The sequence below is a fragment of the Mesorhizobium sp. P2_H9 genome (assembly GCF_056403215.1).
This window is the reverse complement of record NZ_JBFUFX010000003.1, coordinates 345,493-363,088: the sequence shown is the minus strand read 5'-3', so window position 1 is coordinate 363,088 and position 17,596 is coordinate 345,493. Positions and strand designations below refer to the sequence as shown.

General features: G+C 61.5%; 18 protein-coding genes. 11 read left to right on the top strand and 7 right to left on the bottom strand.

What is annotated here, in order from left to right; all coding sequences use genetic code 11:
* Positions 1 to 78: 78 nt before the first annotated feature.
* Positions 79 to 669 (bottom strand): hypothetical protein, encoded by a 591-nt coding sequence (locus tag AC1DXN_RS07725; RefSeq protein WP_477269267.1) that lies wholly within the window; start codon positions 667 to 669, stop codon positions 79 to 81.
* Positions 670 to 1,000: 331 nt separating this feature from the next.
* Between AC1DXN_RS07725 and clpP the strand changes: the two genes are divergently transcribed.
* The 4 genes from clpP to AC1DXN_RS07705 all read left to right on the top strand — a co-directional run bounded on the left by clpP (position 1,001) and on the right by AC1DXN_RS07705 (position 6,365).
* Positions 1,001 to 1,630, top strand: coding sequence for an ATP-dependent Clp endopeptidase proteolytic subunit ClpP (clpP, locus tag AC1DXN_RS07720; protein ID WP_477242885.1), 630 nt, complete (start codon positions 1,001 to 1,003; stop codon positions 1,628 to 1,630).
* Positions 1,631 to 1,947: 317 nt separating this feature from the next.
* Positions 1,948 to 3,222, top strand: coding sequence for an ATP-dependent Clp protease ATP-binding subunit ClpX (gene clpX / locus AC1DXN_RS07715; RefSeq protein WP_436161829.1), 1,275 nt, complete (start codon positions 1,948 to 1,950; stop codon positions 3,220 to 3,222).
* Positions 3,223 to 3,482: 260 nt separating this feature from the next.
* Positions 3,483 to 5,894, top strand: a complete 2,412-nt coding sequence (lon, locus tag AC1DXN_RS07710) for an endopeptidase La (protein WP_477242886.1) — start codon at positions 3,483 to 3,485, stop codon at positions 5,892 to 5,894.
* Between the two features lie 198 nt (positions 5,895 to 6,092).
* Positions 6,093 to 6,365, top strand: coding sequence for an HU family DNA-binding protein (locus AC1DXN_RS07705; RefSeq protein WP_112392385.1), 273 nt, complete (start codon positions 6,093 to 6,095; stop codon positions 6,363 to 6,365).
* Between the two features lie 83 nt (positions 6,366 to 6,448).
* Here AC1DXN_RS07705 and AC1DXN_RS07700 read toward each other — a convergent pair whose 3' ends face one another.
* Entirely contained in the window at positions 6,449 to 7,471 is a 1,023-nt protein-coding gene (locus tag AC1DXN_RS07700) for an aldo/keto reductase (RefSeq protein WP_477269269.1), read from the bottom strand.
* Between the two features lie 184 nt (positions 7,472 to 7,655).
* On the opposite strand from AC1DXN_RS07700, the gene AC1DXN_RS07695 reads away from it, so the two are divergent.
* Positions 7,656 to 8,222: an SIS domain-containing protein gene (locus AC1DXN_RS07695; RefSeq protein ID WP_477421513.1), complete on the top strand. Its 567-nt coding sequence runs from the start codon at positions 7,656 to 7,658 to the stop codon at positions 8,220 to 8,222.
* A 3-nt stretch (positions 8,223 to 8,225) separates the two neighbouring features.
* On the top strand, positions 8,226 to 8,969 hold the full coding sequence (locus AC1DXN_RS07690) for a creatininase family protein (protein ID WP_477242889.1): 744 nt from the start codon (positions 8,226 to 8,228) through the stop codon (positions 8,967 to 8,969).
* Positions 8,970 to 8,986: 17 nt separating this feature from the next.
* On the opposite strand, the gene AC1DXN_RS07685 is transcribed toward AC1DXN_RS07690, so the two are convergent.
* The 4 genes from AC1DXN_RS07685 to AC1DXN_RS07670 form a co-directional block, all read right to left on the bottom strand.
* Complete coding sequence (locus AC1DXN_RS07685; protein ID WP_477269273.1) at positions 8,987 to 9,310, bottom strand: hypothetical protein; 324 nt, start codon at positions 9,308 to 9,310, stop codon at positions 8,987 to 8,989.
* Positions 9,311 to 9,313: 3 nt separating this feature from the next.
* The gene (locus tag AC1DXN_RS07680) at positions 9,314 to 10,231 is read right to left on the bottom strand and encodes a carbohydrate ABC transporter permease (protein ID WP_477242891.1); all 918 of its coding nucleotides are present in this window, start codon (positions 10,229 to 10,231) and stop codon (positions 9,314 to 9,316) included.
* Between the two features lie 14 nt (positions 10,232 to 10,245).
* Positions 10,246 to 11,367, bottom strand: coding sequence for a carbohydrate ABC transporter permease (locus tag AC1DXN_RS07675; protein ID WP_477242892.1), 1,122 nt, complete (start codon positions 11,365 to 11,367; stop codon positions 10,246 to 10,248).
* A gap of 96 nt (positions 11,368 to 11,463) precedes the next feature.
* Complete coding sequence (locus tag AC1DXN_RS07670; RefSeq protein ID WP_477269275.1) at positions 11,464 to 13,125, bottom strand: ABC transporter substrate-binding protein; 1,662 nt, start codon at positions 13,123 to 13,125, stop codon at positions 11,464 to 11,466.
* A gap of 290 nt (positions 13,126 to 13,415) precedes the next feature.
* Between AC1DXN_RS07670 and AC1DXN_RS07665 the strand changes: the two genes are divergently transcribed.
* The 5 genes from AC1DXN_RS07665 (at position 13,416) to AC1DXN_RS07645 (ending at position 16,923) form a co-directional block, all read left to right on the top strand.
* A complete protein-coding gene (locus tag AC1DXN_RS07665) occupies positions 13,416 to 14,474 on the top strand; it encodes an ABC transporter ATP-binding protein (RefSeq protein ID WP_477269277.1) in 1,059 nt (352 codons plus the stop codon).
* A gap of 32 nt (positions 14,475 to 14,506) precedes the next feature.
* Positions 14,507 to 14,959, top strand: a complete 453-nt coding sequence (locus tag AC1DXN_RS07660; protein WP_477269279.1) for an RbsD/FucU family protein — start codon at positions 14,507 to 14,509, stop codon at positions 14,957 to 14,959.
* A 4-nt stretch (positions 14,960 to 14,963) separates the two neighbouring features.
* Entirely contained in the window at positions 14,964 to 15,893 is a 930-nt protein-coding gene (gene rbsK / locus AC1DXN_RS07655) for a ribokinase (RefSeq protein WP_477242896.1), read from the top strand.
* Between the two features lie 182 nt (positions 15,894 to 16,075).
* Complete coding sequence (locus AC1DXN_RS07650; RefSeq protein ID WP_477242897.1) at positions 16,076 to 16,393, top strand: hypothetical protein; 318 nt, start codon at positions 16,076 to 16,078, stop codon at positions 16,391 to 16,393.
* Positions 16,394 to 16,677: 284 nt separating this feature from the next.
* Complete coding sequence (locus AC1DXN_RS07645) at positions 16,678 to 16,923, top strand: hypothetical protein (protein WP_477242898.1); 246 nt, start codon at positions 16,678 to 16,680, stop codon at positions 16,921 to 16,923.
* A 102-nt stretch (positions 16,924 to 17,025) separates the two neighbouring features.
* Here AC1DXN_RS07645 and AC1DXN_RS07640 read toward each other — a convergent pair whose 3' ends face one another.
* Complete coding sequence (locus AC1DXN_RS07640; RefSeq protein ID WP_477243117.1) at positions 17,026 to 17,544, bottom strand: hypothetical protein; 519 nt, start codon at positions 17,542 to 17,544, stop codon at positions 17,026 to 17,028.
* Positions 17,545 to 17,596 lie beyond the last annotated feature (52 nt).

The window sequence follows — 17,596 nt, the reverse complement described above, 5'->3', positions numbered from 1 at the left end:
GGCTACGCTGCGGGTAGAAATCCAGCAACTCTCATCATCAGGGTCCGATTGGCGGACACGGGATCGGCGTCTATCCAGTTAATATTGGCAATGCCGTGGAATGTGCACGCGCCGCCAACTGGTCGAGCCTTTCTGCACCACCACCCGCCGCGCCACCCTCTGGTATGACGGCGCTATCTCGGTGATATGCCGCCGCTCCGGTCGCACCAGCACTTCATGGGCAACGCTCTCATATTCGGCTGGCAGGACAACCCGTCGGGTGCGCGCTGGTTCAACCACCACCGTTTCGGCGACACTGGCGTAGCGGGCCTTGCGCCAGACCTTGCACAGCACCTTGCGGCCGTGGATGACGCGCCATTCCCAGGCATAGCCGCCATTGTCGACCTTGACCGAGTGATAAACGGTACGGGTGATGGCCGGCACCACCTCATAAGTGACGCGGGGCGGCGCGGTCTGCTCGACGCGCTCGAGCGTGCCATAGATCGGCGGGTCGTAGTCGACCAACTGCCCGCCGGGGCTGACCATCACGTCTTCATAGACGGTATCGTAGACAGCCGGACTGCGGACCAGTTCGTAGCATTCGACGGCGCGGCCGCCCGCCGCCGTGCTGGAGATCGTGCCGAGAACAGTCAGTCCGGCAATCGTGAAGGAAGCGGTTTTCCTGAACATCGTACTCCCCCTGTTTGAACTCCAGACGCAAGCTCAACGTTGAATTGTAGGGGATGCCGGGCTGACGAAAAGCGGTTTCGCCCGGTTTCGTTAAGCGACGCAGTTAAGGAATTGCTACCCGGCGATGGTTTCGCCCGCTCGCCGACGATGATAAGGGCATCGGACAGATCCTGCTTGGCAACCTTAATTCGACTTAACCGGATGGCTAGGCCGGTCGGCCTTGCGCAAGGGTGAGCCGGCATCCTATTTACATCTCAACGATCCAGAACCGATTCTGCCCGACTTGCTCATTCCCCGGCGCCGGAATCCCACCTTCAAAAAGGGATAGTCCATGAAGAACCCCGTCGAAACCTATATGAACCTCGTTCCGATGGTGGTCGAACAGACCAATCGCGGCGAGCGGGCCTACGACATTTTCTCGCGGCTCTTGAAAGAGCGCATCATTTTCATCACCGGTCCGGTCGAAGACGGCATGGCGACGCTGGTTTGTGCACAGCTTTTGTTCCTCGAGGCGGAAAATCCGAAGAAGGAAATCAACCTCTACATCAATTCGCCGGGTGGTGTCGTCACCTCTGGCATGGCGATCTACGACACCATGCAGTTCATCAAGCCGGCGGTGTCGACACTGTGCATCGGCCAGGCGGCCTCGATGGGCTCGCTGCTCCTGACCGCCGGCCACAAGGACATGCGCTTTGCCACGCCGAATGCCCGCATCATGGTTCACCAGCCTTCCGGCGGCTTCCAGGGCCAGGCTTCCGACATCGAGCGCCACGCCCAGGACATCATCAAGCTGAAGCGCCGTCTCAACGAGGTCTATGTCAAGCACACCGGCAAGACCTACGAGGAGATCGAGAAAACCCTCGACCGCGACCACTTCATGACCGCCGACGAAGCCAGGGATTTCGGCCTCATCGACAAGGTCATTTCGTCGCGCGAGCCGGTCGAAGGTGTCGCGGCATAAGCGCTTCGTGGCAGTTGGATGGCGGTATCTCCGATCGCGGAGGTGCGTATCCTGCGCTTTTGGCGCGGCTTGCGGCATTTCGGCCACAATTGGCTGTTCCCTCGACGGGTAGGATTGCCTACGTTAAGGCTATGTTGAGTTTCGACGGCTTAGCTTTGCGTGGGGTTGTTGCGAATCATTGCCACGTTTTCTGATTTGTGTTTCGTACGGAATACGTTGCGGGAGCCGGGACACTGGCGGCGGCGATTTCCCGCGATAGATTGAATATGCGCCCTTTCAGCCAGACCATCGGCGGGCGGCCATGAAAGGACATGAAAATGAGCAAGGTCGGCAACAACGGCGGTGATTCCAAGAACACGCTTTATTGCTCGTTTTGCGGCAAGAGCCAGCACGAAGTGCGCAAGCTGATCGCCGGTCCGACGGTCTTCATCTGCGACGAGTGCGTCGAACTCTGCATGGACATCATCCGCGAGGAGAACAAGACCTCGATGGTGAAGTCGCGCGAGGGCGTGCCGACACCGCAGGAGATTCTGAAAGTTCTCGACGATTATGTCATCGGCCAGCCCTACGCCAAGCGCGTGCTGTCGGTGGCCGTGCACAACCACTACAAGCGCCTGGCGCATGCCGGCAAGAACAACGACGTCGAACTGGCCAAGTCGAATATCCTTTTGATCGGCCCGACCGGTTGCGGCAAGACGCTGCTGGCGCAGACGCTGGCCCGCATCATCGACGTGCCGTTCACCATGGCGGACGCGACGACGCTGACCGAAGCCGGTTATGTCGGCGAGGACGTCGAAAACATCATCCTGAAGCTGTTGCAGTCGGCCGACTACAATGTCGAGCGCGCCCAGCGCGGCATCGTCTACATCGACGAAATCGACAAGATTTCGCGCAAGTCCGACAACCCCTCGATCACCCGCGACGTGTCGGGCGAGGGCGTGCAGCAGGCACTTTTGAAGATCATGGAAGGCACGGTTGCCTCCGTGCCGCCGCAGGGCGGCCGCAAGCATCCGCAGCAGGAATTCCTGCAGGTCGACACCGCCAACATCCTGTTCATCTGCGGCGGCGCCTTCGCCGGGCTGGACAAGATCATCTCGGATCGCGGCAGAAAGACCTCGATCGGCTTCGGCGCCATCGTCGCTTCGCCGGAAGATCGACGCACCGGTGACGTGTTCCGGCTGGTCGAGCCCGAGGATCTCTTGAAATTCGGTCTGATCCCCGAGTTCGTCGGCCGTCTGCCGGTCCTGGCGACGCTGGAGGATCTCGACGAGCCGGCGCTGATCCAGATCCTGACCGAGCCGAAGAACGCGCTGGTCAAGCAGTACCAGCGGCTGTTCGAGATGGAAAACGTCGACCTGACCTTCCACGAGAATGCGCTCTCGGCGATCGCCAAGCGCGCCATCGAGCGCAAGACCGGCGCGCGCGGCCTGCGTTCGATCATGGAAGCGATCCTGCTCGACACCATGTTCGAGCTTCCGGCGCTGGAAGGCGTTCGCGAAGTGGTTATTTCGGAGGAGGTGGTTACCGGCAGCGCCCGGCCGCTCTACATCTACTCCGAGCAGAAGGAAAAGAAGGGCAACGTCAGCGCCTGACGTGAGCCCGCAGTCGAAGTTTTTGAAACGGCGCCGCGAGGCGCCGTTTTGCTGTTGCGGATGTGCCGCGTTGTGACGAACGGATTGTGCTGGCTCTTGATCTTTGCCCCTCGTGCATCCAACTAACAAAAGAAGGCTGTGGGGCTGAGTTCTGTGCTGTAAAACTCCCGTCACAAACGGTGGTAGGCGGAACGACCCTCGGTCGTTAATATGAGATTCGCGGTTGGCCGATTGGTGGCCGCGACATGAAAGGTTGGACAATGGCCAAAGTATCCAAGGCACCCAGCAACGGCGTCTTCGCAGTCCTCCCACTGCGCGACATCGTGGTGTTCCCGCACATGATCGTTCCGCTCTTCGTCGGGCGTGAGAAATCGATCAAGGCGTTGGAAGAGGTGATGGGTCAGGAAAAGCAGATTCTGCTTGCCACCCAGATGAACGCCGCCGATGACGATCCCGAGCCCGGTGCCATTTTTGACATCGGCACGCTCGCCAATGTGCTGCAATTGCTGAAACTGCCGGACGGCACCGTCAAGGTGCTGGTCGAAGGCGCTTCGCGCGCCAAAATCGTCTCGTTCACCGACCGTCCCGACTTCCACGAGGCCCACGCTGCGGCGCTGGTCGAGCCGGAAGAGGAAGAGGTCGAGGTTGAGGCGTTGGCGCGTTCGGTCGTCACCGACTTCGAGAATTACGTCAAGCTGAACAAAAAGATCTCGCCCGAAGTGGTGGGTGCTGCCAGCCAGATCGACGACTATTCCAAGCTCGCCGATACGGTCGCTTCGCATCTTGCCATCAAGATCCCCGAGAAGCAGGAGATGCTGGCCACGCTTTCCGTCAAGGAGCGGCTGGAAAAGGCGATGGGCTTCATGGAAGCCGAAATCTCCGTCCTGCAGGTGGAGAAGCGCATCCGCTCGCGCGTCAAGCGCCAGATGGAGAAGACGCAGCGCGAATACTACCTCAACGAGCAGATGAAGGCGATCCAGAAGGAGCTCGGCGAAGGCGAGGACGGCCGCGACGAGGCCGCCGAGATCGAGGCGCGCATCAAGAAGACCAAGCTCTCCAAGGAGGCCCGCGAAAAGGCGGAGGCCGAACTGAAGAAGCTCAGGACGATGTCGCCGATGTCGGCTGAATCGACCGTCGTGCGTAACTATCTCGACTGGATCCTGTCGATACCGTGGGGCAAGAACTCCAAGGTCAAGCAGGACCTGGCTTTTGCGCAGAACGTGCTCGACACCGACCATTTCGGTCTCGACAAGGTGAAGGACCGCATCGTCGAGTATCTCGCCGTGCAAAGCCGCCAGAAGAAGCTGAAGGGGCCGATCCTGTGTCTCGTCGGCCCTCCCGGCGTCGGCAAGACCTCGCTCGGCAAGTCGATCGCCAAGGCAACCGGCCGCGAATTCATCCGCATGGCGCTGGGCGGCGTGCGCGACGAGGCCGAGATCCGTGGCCATCGGCGCACCTATATCGGCTCGATGCCCGGCAAGGTCATCCAGTCGATGAAGAAGGCAAAGAAGTCCAATCCGCTCTTCCTGCTCGATGAAATCGACAAGATGGGCCAGGATTTCCGTGGCGATCCGTCGTCGGCCTTGCTCGAGGTGCTCGATCCCGAACAGAACTCGACGTTCATGGACCATTACCTCGAGGTCGAATACGACCTGTCGAGCGTGATGTTCGTGACGACGGCGAACACGCTGAACATCCCTGCGCCCTTGATGGACCGCATGGAGATCATCCGTATCGCCGGCTATACCGAGGACGAGAAGATCGAAATCGCCAAGCGTCACCTGATGCCCAAGGTGATCCGCGATCACGCGCTGCAGCCGAAGGAATTCTCCGTCGGCGAGGACGCGATCCGCGGCATCATCCAGACCTACACCCGTGAAGCGGGCGTCAGAAGCCTGGAGCGCGAGCTGATGAAGCTTGGCCGCAAGGCGGTGACCGAGATCCTGAAGACGAAGAAGAAGACGGTGAGCATCACGGCGGCGAACCTCGCCGATTACCTCGGTGTCCAGCGCTTCCGCTTCGGCCAGGTCGAGGCTGACGATCAGGTCGGTGTCGTCACCGGTCTCGCCTGGACGGAAGTCGGCGGCGAGTTGCTGACGGTCGAAGGCGTCATGATGCCCGGCAAGGGCCGCATGACGGTGACCGGCAATCTGCGCGATGTGATGAAGGAATCGATTTCGGCGGCGGCCTCCTATGTCCGCAGCAGAGCCATCGATTTCGGCATCGAGCCGCCACTGTTCGACAAGCGTGACATCCACGTGCACTTGCCGGAGGGCGCCACGCCGAAGGACGGTCCATCTGCAGGTGCAGCCATGGCGACAGCCATCGTGTCTATAATGACAGGTATTCCGGTCCGGGCCGATGTGGCGATGACTGGCGAGATAACGCTACGCGGCCGCATCTTGCCGATCGGCGGCCTCAAGGAGAAGCTGCTCGCCGCACTGCGCGGCGGCATCAAGAAGGTGCTGATCCCGGAAGACAACGCCAAGGATCTGGCGGAGATTCCGGACAACGTGAAGAACGGCATGGAAATCATTCCGGTCTCACGCGTCGGCGAGGTTCTGAGGCACGCGCTGGTGCGTATGCCGGAGCCGATCGAGTGGGTCGAGCCGGTCAATCCGCCGGCCGCGGTTGACAACGGCGATGATGCCGGAAAGACGTTGGCGCATTAGCATTTGCTAACGTTGCAGTGCACAAAGAGAGAGCCGGGCCTTGAGCCCGGCTTTTTCATGTGAAAAACCCACCTTTTCCGGGCTTTTTCAAACTTTTTTGCCGCTTTTTGACTTGGTTGCGGGAACGCTTCTTTCTAAAGTCCCTTTCCTGCCGGATGAGTCGAAGAGTTCCGGTTTTTCTCATGGAAGGGAATTTTTATGAACAAGAACGAACTGGTTTCCGCTGTCGCTGAATCCGCGAGCATTTCGAAGGGTGACGCACAGTCGGCGGTCGATGCGGTGTTTTCCGTGATCACTGGCGAACTGAAGAAGGGCGGCGATGTACGGCTCGTCGGCTTCGGAAATTTCACCGTCTCCAAGCGCGCGGCGTCGACTGGCCGCAACCCGCAGACTGGCGCGGAAGTGAAGATTCCGGCGCGCACCGTGCCGAAATTCTCGGCCGGCAAGGGCCTCAAGGACGCGGTCAACTAAGACCATTTTTTCTTTTCAGAGAACATGAAAAGCCGGGCTTGCCCCGGCTTTTCTTTTTTGTGGGCAATGAGGGCGCGCAGGCCTTACGCCGTCGGCGCGTCCGCCCGCATCAGCCCTTCCTGCTTGAGATCGGCCCATAGGGCCGCGGGCAGTTTGGCATCGAGCAGCGAGCGGTTGCTTTCGACCTCGCTTGGCCGCTGGCCGCCGGGGATCACCGAGACGACGGATGGGTGCAGCAGCGGGAACTGCAGCGCCGCCTCGATCAGGCGCACGCCGTGGCGTTTGCAGACGGCTTCGATGCGGGTGACGCGGTCGAGTATGTCCTGCGGCGCTTCCGAATAATTGTAGTAGGCGCCGGGCTTGGGTCCGGTGGCCAGGATGCCTGAATTGTAGGGACCGCCAAGGACGATGCCGATGCCGCGCCTCTCACAGAGCGGCAGGAAGCTGGCAAGCGCCTCCTGTTCCAGCAGCGTATAGCGCCCGGCAAGCAGGAACAGGTCGAAGTCGCCGCGTTCGGCGAGTGTCTGGCAGACCTGCCATTCGTTGATGCCGCCGCCGAACGCCTTGATCACGCCCTGGTCGCGCAGGGACAGCAGCCCGTAATAGCCGGAGGCCATGAACTCCTCGATGCGCTGGTCCGAGGCTTCCTTGCTGCCATGGGTGAAGATGTCGACGTCATGCACGAACAGAATGTCGATGCGGTCGACGCCGAGCCGTTCCAGCGAGGCTTCGAAGGAGCGCATGACGCCGTCATAGCTGTAGTCGTAGACCTCGCGGCGCGACGGCGTGTCGAAGAACTTGCCGATGCCGGTGCGCTGCTCCGGCGGGCAGGCGCGCATGATGCGGCCGACCTTGCTCGACAGCACATAGTCGTCGCGCTTTTTGCCGCGCAGGAACGGATTGAGCCGCGTTTCCGACAGGCCAAGCCCGTAGAGCGGCGCGGTGTCGTAGTAGCGGCAGCCGGTCGTCCACGCCGCTTCCAGCGTCGCATTGGCGTCCTCGTCGGAGACGGCGTGGTAGAGGTTGCCGAGTGGCGCCGTGCCGAAGCCGAGTTCGGTAAACGCGATGCCGCCATTGCCGATGCGGTCGAAATGCCGTGTCTTCATGTCCTGCTGAAATCCTGGATTGATTTGTCTGACATGACACTATCACGCCGGAGGCACAGCAAAAGCCGCCACGGCGGTTGGACAGGCATTTTCGCGGTGATAGCATGAACAAAAACAAGCCTTTCCCCGGAAGAGCGCAACCAGGAATCTCCAGCCACAGCCTTGGCAGACAGATGGGACCCTCATGACGAATACCGGCTCGGATATGTTTGCGACTGCACTACAAGAGCTCGGCGCCGTGCTGGCGTGGGTCGATGAAAGCCGCATCGATGCGGCCTGCGCCATGCTGGCCGGCGCCAAACAGATCGTCACCTATGGCTGCGGCCGCGAGGCGCTGCAGGTCAAAGGTTTTGCCATGCGGCTCTATCATCTCGGCCTGCCGGTGTCGGTGGTCGGCGACATGAACACGCCACCGCTCGGCAGCGGCGATGTCTTCCTGGTCAGTTCCGGCCCGGGTGAAACGTCGACCGTGCTGACCTTGATGCAGGTCGCTCGCGAAGCCGGCGCAACCGTCCTGCTGCTCACCGCCGAGGCCGGCAGCAGCGCGGCAAAAGGTGCCGACTTCACCTTGCTCATTCCCGCGCAGACCATGGCCCGCGACCAGKGGCCGGAAAAGACCTCCGTCCTGCCGATGGGTTCGGTGTTCGAGGGCGCGCTGTTCCTGCTGTTCGAAGTGATGGTGCTGAAGCTCAAGGCAATTATCGGCGCAACGCCCGAAGCGATGCGCGCCCGTCACACCAACATGGAATAGACCATGCGCTACGAATTGATGCTGCCGCACCAGATCCGCAAGGCGATATCAGAGAACTGGCCGGTGGTGCTGCCGCTCGGCGTGCTCGAATACCATGGCGAGCACATGGCTGTCGGCATGGACACGCTGGCGGTCGTCAAGATGCTCGACCTGTTCGAAAAGGAGGCCGACATCGTCATCCTGCCGCCCTTCTACTACGGCGCGGCGAGCTACGTGGTGGCGCCGCCGGAGGGCAGCGGTTCGGTGCAGGTCGGCGGCAATGCGCTGGCGCCGTTCGCCGAGGAGCTGTTCTACGGCCTGTTGCGCGTCGGTTTTCGCAACATCCACGCCATCATCCACCACCAGACCGAGAATTTCGCCGCCGGCATGCCGACCGACCTCGCCTTCAAGACCGCCGGCCGCCAGGCGATCTTCCGCTTTTTGGAGAAGGAGCGCGGCGAGGGCTGGTGGGGCGCAAAGGAGATGGCCGACTACTATTCCGGACACGCCGCGGGCGAAAACTTCTTCAACTGGGTGCAGGTGCATCCGCTGATGCCGGCGGCCATGAACGGAAAGTACCCGTTTGACCATGCCGGCATCGGCGAGACCTCGCTGATGCTGGCACTGTGCCCGGAGGCGGTCGATGCCGGCCACTTCGCCGACAATACTGGCTGGTACACGGCGAGCGCCCCTGACGCCTCGGCGGAACTGGGGCAAAAAGGCGTGGCGATGATCATGGATCATCTGCGCAAGACGCTTTCGCGCTAGTTGCCAGTCAACGAGTGCTAAGCGCCGGATGAGCCGGCTCTTTGCCTTTCGGCCCCATACTCGGCGATCGACTTCTCCGGATCGCTCTTGGTCCCCACCGCCCAGATGAAGGTGCCACCGCCGGCGATTGCCAGGATGGCAAAGAGCGCGATGCCGAGCGGAAACGACTTGGTGTAGAGCACGGTCAGCAACATGGACAGACCACCTCCCACCATCGCCACCACAAAGCCGGCGATCACCGCGCGGCCTTGCCAGGCGATCGGCATGACGCCTTTGCCGTAGCGGTGGCTGCCGACATAGCCGACGCGGATGTTGCGGGCGAACCAATATGGGCCGGCCATCGCCTACTTCACGGCTCCCGCCGTCATGCCCATGATCAGATAGCGCTCCAGCGCGATGCCGATAACTGCAAGCGGCGCGATTGCCGCGGTGGCAAGCGCTGCCATCGACCACCAATTGATGCCTTGCGAGCCGGTCTGGCTCGCCACCATGACCGGAATGGTCTTGGCATCGGTTGAGGTCAAAAGCGCGGCAAAGAAATACTCGTTCCAGCACAGCACCATCGCCAGGATAAAGGCGGCAACCATGCCGGGCAGGGCGATCGGCATAACGATGCGGAAAAACGCGCCCCAGATCGACAGGCCGTCGACAAGGGCGGCTTCCTCCAGTTCGACGGGAATTGAGTTGAACTGGTCGCGCATGATCCAGATGACGATCGGCAGCACCATCAGCGTGTAGAGCAGGATCAGCCCGACGCGCGTGTCGAGCAGGCCGACTTCGCGGTAGAGCACGAGGAAGGGCAGGGCGAGCACCACCGGCGGCAGGATCAGCTGCGACAGAAAGAAGAAGGAGATGTCCTCGTTCTTGAACCAGGCGAAGTGATAGCGGTAGCGGGTCAAGCCATAGGCGGCGAGGCTGCCGATGATGATGGCCAGGCTCGACGCGCCGACCGAGGTGATGACCGAATTCATGAAGCGCTTGAGGAATTCGTCGCGCACCGTCGAGGTCCGGAAGATCGAGTCCGGCGACAGGCCAAGCGAGCGCCAGCCTTTCCAGTCCGGCTGGAAATCGACGAACGGGATAAGATGCCCCTGGGTGACGTCGACCGCGGTCTTGAACGAGGTGGTGATCGTCCAGTAGATCGGAAACAGGCAGATGAAGGCCCAGAAGGCGAGTGCGCCGTAGATGAAGACGCGGTTGGCGACGAAGCTCGCCGGCGAGCGGATTTCGGAAGCGGTATAGTCGGTGGTCTGGACGCTCATTGTAGCCGCCGGCCCTAGTTGACGTTGCGCACGAAGCGGTTGGCGAATTTCAACAGCCACGTCACGAACACGACGATGATTACGAGATAGGCCATCGCCAGCATGGTGCCGTAGCCGACATTCGAGCGGTCGCGGTACTCGCGGTAGATGAAGCTGGAGACGGAATCGGTCGCGCCGCCCGGGCCGCCCGAAGTGACGGTGATGATGATGTCGGCCAGCTTCAGCTTGAAGATGATGCGCAGGATGACCGCCGTCACCGATACCGGCAGCATCAGCGGGAAAGTGACCTGCCAGAAGGTCTGCCAGGCGGTGGCGCCGTCGACACGCGCGGCCTCGAGCACCTCGCGCGACATCGCCTGCAGGCCGGCGAGCAGCATGATCATCATGAACGGGATGAAGGTCCAGGCATCGAGAACCATGATCGAGATGCGGGCGGTGATCGGGTCCGAGAAGAAGGCCGGGTTTTCCCAGCCGAGAGTGCGTGCCAGCGTCGCGGCCGGCCCGAAGCGATATTCCATGATCGATTTGCCGACCATCCACGATACCGCGACCGGCGACAGCATCAACGGCATCAGGAAGACGACGCGGAAGAATTTGCGTGCCCGGATCTGCGCGTTGAGCAGCAGCGCCAGGCCAAAGGCGATCGCATATTCGACCAGCACGGCAAGCACGTAGAGCACCATGTTGAACAGCGCGTTGCGGTAGTACGGGTCGGACAGCATCTGCCAGAAATTGTCGAGCCCATTGAATTTCCGGCCGGTGATGGAACTGAGGTTCCAGTCGGTCAGCGCGATGTAGAAGCCGAACAGCGTCGGAAAGATCACCATGGCGATGGTGAACAGCAGTGCCGGCAGCAGGAACAGCGCGCGCTGGCCGTCTTCGCCGCGCGTCAGCACCTGGCCGATGCCGATTGCCACGCCCCAAAGCATGTAGGCATAGACGACCGGCCGCCAGGTCTCGAAGCCAATGGCGTCGACTTCAGTCTTGTACAGGATCTGGACTGCGATGATTGCCAAGAGACCGAGCGTCGCAACGGCCATCAACGTCCGGCCGAGCCGCTTGCGGCCTGGCGCTATCAGGTCGGATGGAACGGCGTTTGCCGGCCATGCATTGGTGGGCAAGGTCTGGTCAGCCACGCGTCTCGTCCATTCATAAGAAGGCCCTTCGACCGGCCTGGCCGGTCAGGTCCGACGGCTTTGCACCGCCGGACCCTTGTTCACTATACGATCAGCCTACACGCCAAGCGAGGCCTTGTAGAGCTTGATCTGGTTCTCGCGGCCGAGCTGGTCGGTCAGCTTCTCCCAGGCGGCGGCGATGGCGTCGGCGCCTTCCTGCGCCTTCATCTTGCCCGCGAAGGTGTTGGCCAGAATGTCCTCGGCGGCGCTGTAATACTGGAAGATGCCGGGAATGCGTGGCTCGATCGCCGCGTTCGGATGGTTGTAACTGTCGGCTTCCGACTTGAGATACGAGGTGATGAACGCCTCGTCGTAGCCGGCCGCCACCCATTCCGGAATGTTGAAATGGCTGTTGCGGTAGGGCTGGAAGCCTGACGGATACGCCGCGCACCAAAGCGACAGGTCCTTGCCGCCGAGATGGGCTGCTGCCGACCAGGCCGCCTTTTTCTTCTTTTCGTCGCTATCGACGCGGGCCATGACATAAACGCCCCAGCCGAGATAAGCGCAGTTCGGCGAGAAGTTCGGGCCGCTGGCCAGCGTATCCCACTTGCCGGTCTTGGAGTTGTAGACATCGTCCGAGCCGGGCAGGATCGAGAAGCCGACGGTGTCGCCGATAACCGAAGAATCGTTGGTCTTGGCGTTGGAGCCGATGTCGCCCCACCACGGGATCATCGAGCCGGTACCGGCGAGGAACTGGCTGAAGCCTGTGGTGTTGGGATCGGCGTTGATCTGGTCGGCCGGTTCGAAAGGCAGCGCGTCGATCACGTCCTGGATGGCACGCACCCAGGCCGGATTGTTGATGCGCGGCTTCATCGTGTCGGCGTCGAACAGCCAGGCCTTGTCGTCCGGGTGCTTGGCATAGGCGGTGGCGCGGCTGCCAAGGAAATAGAAGCCGAAACCGCCCCACGCCTTGGGCGCGTCGAGATAACCGTAGACGTCCTGGCCGTTGAATTTCTGGCCTTTCAGGAATTTGGTCACGGCCTGCACCTGCTGCCAGGTGGTCGGCACGCCCCACGGCGTTGCATTGCCGGCGGCTTTCCAGGCGTCGGCGAGACCTTTGTCGGAGAAAACATCGGTGCGATAGTTGAAGTTGTGCGCATCGCCGTCGACGGTCACGCGATACTGCTTGCCGTCCCATGTACCGACAGGCGGCTTGAGATAGTTGACCAGGTCGTCCATTTCGATTTGCTTCTTGACCCAGTCCGGCATCTCGGAGGCCAGCCCCTTGCCGCAGACGTCGCCTTCGAACGGCGCACCCATCTCGATGACGTCGAAGTCGACGGTGCCGGTGGCGATCGACTGCTGCAGGCGCGCGCCGTAGTCGGCCTGCGCCAGATCGATCCAGGTGAACTTGGCGCCCGTGTAGTCTTCCCACGCCTTCAGGAAGCCGCGGTACAGCACATTGTGCAGGTTCTGGTTGTTGAGACCCATGAAGGTGAGCTCGACACCGGCGAACTCGCCTGGCTTGACACTGGCCTTGGTGGCGCCAAGGCACATCTCACCGACCTTCTGGAAGTCGGCATCGGTCGGTTGACCCTTGCCGACACCCGGGACTTGCAGGATCTGCGCGCGCAGATCATCGGCGAAAGCCGGACGCGTCAATGCGCCGAGGCCGGCGCCCGATGCCGCCGAGAGCGCGGCCATGCTGGCCGCTCCCTTGAGTATGTCGCGTCGGGTTGCTCCCGCGCGGACCAATTTTTCGTAAAGACCGACTCTCATCTACCATTCCTCCCAGAACAACAGTCGTGAATTGACCAGACATGGATTTGATATGCCAATCTCAGACGCCGAAACGTCCGCGGTTCTCCTATATCATATGGGGACGTGGGACCCCACCCTGCGTCGCCAGGAGTTCCGTTGACCGGAAAAAGGGCCGGCTGTCGGATTGGCACTCGCACTATTCGCGTAATCGATTACCTTGTCAACAAGGATGGGTTTTTATCTATAAGATACTGGCTTGCCCTAATCGTTGGCAATGGCTAGCTTCACCGAAAACGATAGAGGGGACGATGGCTCAAGTCGCGATCACCAATGTGGCCAAGGCGTTCGGAACCGTCAAGGTCCTGCACGATGTCAGTGTCGATATCGCCGACGGGCAGTTCGTGGTGCTGGTCGGCCCGTCTGGGTGCGGCAAGTCCACGCTGCTCAGGATGGTGGCGGGGCTGGAAACCATATCCGGCGGAACGATCGCCATCGGCGACCGTGTCGTCAACCATCTGCCGCCGGCCAAGCGCGATATCGCCATGGTGTTCCAGAACTACGCGCTCTATCCGCACAAGACCGTGGAGCAGAACATGGCCTTTGCGCTCAAGCTGCGCAAAACCGATCCGGCCGTGGTTGCGGAACGGGTCAAGCGCGCCGCCGACATCCTCGACCTCAACCCCTATCTCAAGCGTTATCCGCGCCAGCTCTCGGGCGGCCAGCGCCAGCGCGTCGCCATGGGCCGCGCCATCGTGCGCAACCCGCAAGTGTTCCTGTTCGACGAGCCGCTCTCCAACCTCGACGCCAAGCTGCGCGTGCAGATGCGCACCGAGATCAAGGAACTGCACCAGCGGCTGAAGACCACTACGATCTATGTCACCCACGACCAGATCGAGGCCATGACCATGGCCGACAAGATCGTGGTGATGCGCGATGGCCGTATCGAGCAGGTCGGCGCGCCGCTGGAATTGTTTGACCGGCCGGCCAATCTGTTTGTTGCCGGCTTCATCGGCTCGCCGTCGATGAACCTGCTCAAGGGCGTCGTGAAGAAGGGCGACAAGCCGGTTGTCGAGATCGCCGGTACGCCGTTCCCGATTGCGGCAAACAGCACCGTGGAGAACGGCCGCAATGTCGTCTATGGCGTGCGGCCCGAGCATCTCGAAATCCACCCTGACGGTGTTGCCGCCAAAATCTCGGTGGTCGAACCCACAGGTTCCGAAACGCTGGTCTTCCTGCGCTTCGGCGAGGGCGAGATGGTGGCGCTGTTTCGCGAGCGCCACGACTTCAAGCCGGGCGACACGCTGCATCTGAAGCCGCGGCTTGACCAGGTGCATCTCTTCGACGCAGAGACTGGCAACCGGCTCTGATTTCACACCCAAAATTCGTTCGGGAGGAATAAATGCTCAAAGGGATCAACCCGTTGCTCAATGCCGATGTGCTGCAGGCCCTACGGGCAATGGGACACGGCGACGATTTGATCATCGCCGATACCAATTTCCCCGCCGATGCGGTGGCGCGCCAGACCGTGCTCGGCAAGCTGCTGCGCATCGACGCGTCGGCGGCGGATGTGGTCAAGGCCGTGCTGTCGCTCTATCCGCTGGATACGTTCGTCGACGATGCGGCCGCCCGCATGGAGATCGTCGGCAAGCCGGATGAAATTCCGCCCGTGCAGAAGGAAGTGCAAAGAGAGATCGACAAGGCCGAGGGCAAGGCTTGGCCGATGATCTCGGTCGAGCGCTACGCCTTCTACGAACGCTCAAAGAAGGCCTATTGCGTCATCCAGACCGGCGAGCGCCGCTTCTATGGCTGCTTCGCCTTCCGCAAGGGCGTCGTCCCGCCGGACGCGGAGTAGCACCATGGCAGAAGGCAAGCCTGTCGTTATCCTCGGCGTCTTCGTCGCCGACACCGCATATCGCGCCGATCGCCAGCCACGTATGGGTGAGACCATTCTCGGCAACTCCTTCAAGCTCGGCCCCGGCGGCAAGGGGTCGAACCAGGCGGTGGCGGCCGGCAAGCTTGGCGCCGACGTTACCTTCCTCACGCGGCTCGGCGTCGATGCCTTCGCCGATATGGCGAGGCAGACCTGGGCGCAGGCCGGGGTGAAGAGCGCCGTCATCGACACGCCCGAGAGCTACACCGGTGCGGCCTACATCTTTGTCGAGGAGGCAACCGGCAACAACGCCATCATCGTCAGCCCCGGTGCGGCGATGCTGATTTCACCCGCCGATATCGACGCTCATGCCGGCCTGATCGGTTCGGCAGGCGTCTTCGTCACCCAGTTCGAGCAGCCGATCGAGGCAGCGCTGCGGGCGCTGGAGATCGCGCGTGGGGCAGGGGTGACCACCATCCTCAACCCGGCGCCTGCGGCGATGCTGCCCGATCGCATCTACGCGCTTTGCGACTATGTCACGCCCAACGAGACCGAAGCCGAGGAACTGACCGGCATCAAGGTGTCCTCCATCGACGACGCCCGCCGCGCCGCCGACAGCCTGCTCGGAAAGGGCGTCGGCGCTGTCATCGTCACGCTCGGCGACAAGGGCGCATTGCTGCACACGAAAAACCGTTCCGACCATGTTCCCGTGGTCAATGCCGGGCCGGTGGTCGAGACGACAGGGGCGGGCGACGCTTTCAATGGCGGCCTGGCCGCGGCGCTCGCCAAAGGAGTGGAGCCGTTGCAGGCGATGCGCTTCGCTTGCGCCGTCGCCGGCATTTCGGTGACGCGGCCGGGCACGGCGCCGTCCATGCCGACGCTGCAGGAGGTCGAGGCGCTGCTGGCGAAGGGGTAGAAGCAGGCGCGAAATTGTTTTCGGCATGATTGGCGCGCAAGGAGGAACTTCGATGCTCTGGGTGGCCCTGGCCTTGGGGGCATTGCTTGCGGGCAAATGCCTGTCATTCGTCTCGACGCTTGCCAAAACGGCGGCCAAAATGGCGCAGCATGGCTCAGACCAGGCGTCCAATTCAGGCCAGAATGACCCCCGACTGGCTGACAGGCTTGATGGGTATCTGCTTCGTCGAACTGGTCGGGGCGGTCAGCGGCATCTGGTATTTTGAGGGATGGATCTACGGTCTCGTCGCGCTTGCCGCAGCTGTTGCTCTTCCTGCCATTTTCCATGCAGCGGTGCCGCCGCGCCCGGGCTCGATCCTGTATCTGCGCAGTGCGGCGCACACGCTGGCAGGCCAGTCCATCGACCTGGCAAAAAACGGTGATTCCAAGGGCGCCTCGGCGAGAAGAGAGATGATCAGGCGGCTCGTTTCAACCCGGCCCGAGATGGCGCGATACCTATAAATCCTGAAATTGTCAGGCCGGCATTCAGACTTCCGAGGCGCTCGTGCTTGGGGTATCATATTAGCAACAGGTAATGTTAATCAGCAATCCGGTCTTGCGCCATTGGCATAGGTGTCCCGTAATGGGTCGTCATGTCTGGCACCGCAATTGCACTGTCAGCAATGCCGGGGGCATCCATCGCTCCCGGCGAACGGGGCCCGCCGCTTCGCAAAATGAAGCGGCGGGCTCTTTAACTGCCGATTTGAAAGCCGCCTGAATCGCCGAAACATGGGTGCTGGGCCATTATGTATTTTCCGCAATTTTTGGTGGGCATGTTCGCAACGTCGTTCATCGTTGCGATCTGGGCCGAGATCGAAACCGGGTCCGTCTGGAAGGCGCTCGGCTGGGCTGTTCTTGCAATGTTTGTTCTTCAGCTTGGATACATCGGCCTCGTCGTCCGCCTGATTTACAAACGGGGATCGGAAGCCATCGAGGGAGATGGTGCGAGCGGGGCTCGAGCCCGCGACCTCCGGCGTGACAGGCCAGCATGACCCTTGCTGGCTGACAGGCTTGATAGGCATCGAACGCGTCAGGAAGGCGCTGCTTCCACACGCGCAACTGCCAAGGGTCCCGAGTGACCCGGAGATGACCAACTACTGCCTGACGTAGCAGCGCTTGTGGGCGCCGGGTGCGGGATCGTCACCGAATGAATCGTTGTCGCATTGGACACCGTTCCTGAATACGTCTTGCGTGAACCGGCCGCGCCCCCCGTACCTCACCACCTTGCGGCCCCGGAAATCACAATATTCGCCTTCACGGGCACAGGCGACCCATTCGTCACGGCGAGGCTCGTCGTAGCCGCCATCGGAGTCGTCGCGATCGCGCAGCACGATGAAACACGCCTTTTGCCGGCCGGGCGCCGGGTCACCAAAGACACGAGTTGAGCACGGCACTGCGTCGCGGTCGAAAAAGCGGGAGGTGCTGCGACCCTGAACGCCGAACACCACTTCGGAGGGATAAGGCAGCCGGCAAATGCCGCCCTCGCGCGCGCATCGCTGAAGCCGATCGGCCGAGGCTGTATTGGGAAAGAGAGCGGAAGCGATCATTGTCAGTCCGACCAGGCAGATCAATGTGAACACCATGCGCATCGAAACGTTTGGGGCGATTGACATTGCAAGTCCTCCTTCCAGCTCAGACATTCTATAGCAGGCCTATTGTCCGACG

Bases quoted from the DNA above. Each gene is read 5' to 3' on its own strand.
- AC1DXN_RS07725 (WP_477269267.1), bottom strand. From the start codon at position 669: ATGTTCAGGAAAACCGCTTCCTTCACGATTGCCGGACTGACTGTTCTC.
- clpP (WP_477242885.1), top strand. From the start codon at position 1,001: ATGAAGAACCCCGTCGAAACCTATATGAACCTCGTTCCGATGGTGGTC.
- clpX (WP_436161829.1), top strand. From the start codon at position 1,948: ATGAGCAAGGTCGGCAACAACGGCGGTGATTCCAAGAACACGCTTTAT.
- lon (WP_477242886.1), top strand. From the start codon at position 3,483: ATGGCCAAAGTATCCAAGGCACCCAGCAACGGCGTCTTCGCAGTCCTC.
- AC1DXN_RS07705 (WP_112392385.1), top strand. From the start codon at position 6,093: ATGAACAAGAACGAACTGGTTTCCGCTGTCGCTGAATCCGCGAGCATT.
- AC1DXN_RS07700 (WP_477269269.1), bottom strand. From the start codon at position 7,471: ATGAAGACACGGCATTTCGACCGCATCGGCAATGGCGGCATCGCGTTT.
- AC1DXN_RS07690 (WP_477242889.1), top strand. From the start codon at position 8,226: ATGCGCTACGAATTGATGCTGCCGCACCAGATCCGCAAGGCGATATCA.
- AC1DXN_RS07685 (WP_477269273.1), bottom strand. From the start codon at position 9,310: ATGGCCGGCCCATATTGGTTCGCCCGCAACATCCGCGTCGGCTATGTC.
- AC1DXN_RS07680 (WP_477242891.1), bottom strand. From the start codon at position 10,231: ATGAGCGTCCAGACCACCGACTATACCGCTTCCGAAATCCGCTCGCCG.
- AC1DXN_RS07670 (WP_477269275.1), bottom strand. From the start codon at position 13,125: ATGAGAGTCGGTCTTTACGAAAAATTGGTCCGCGCGGGAGCAACCCGA.
- AC1DXN_RS07665 (WP_477269277.1), top strand. From the start codon at position 13,416: ATGGCTCAAGTCGCGATCACCAATGTGGCCAAGGCGTTCGGAACCGTC.
- AC1DXN_RS07660 (WP_477269279.1), top strand. From the start codon at position 14,507: ATGCTCAAAGGGATCAACCCGTTGCTCAATGCCGATGTGCTGCAGGCC.
- rbsK (WP_477242896.1), top strand. From the start codon at position 14,964: ATGGCAGAAGGCAAGCCTGTCGTTATCCTCGGCGTCTTCGTCGCCGAC.
- AC1DXN_RS07650 (WP_477242897.1), top strand. From the start codon at position 16,076: ATGACCCCCGACTGGCTGACAGGCTTGATGGGTATCTGCTTCGTCGAA.
- AC1DXN_RS07645 (WP_477242898.1), top strand. From the start codon at position 16,678: ATGTATTTTCCGCAATTTTTGGTGGGCATGTTCGCAACGTCGTTCATC.
- AC1DXN_RS07640 (WP_477243117.1), bottom strand. From the start codon at position 17,544: ATGTCAATCGCCCCAAACGTTTCGATGCGCATGGTGTTCACATTGATC.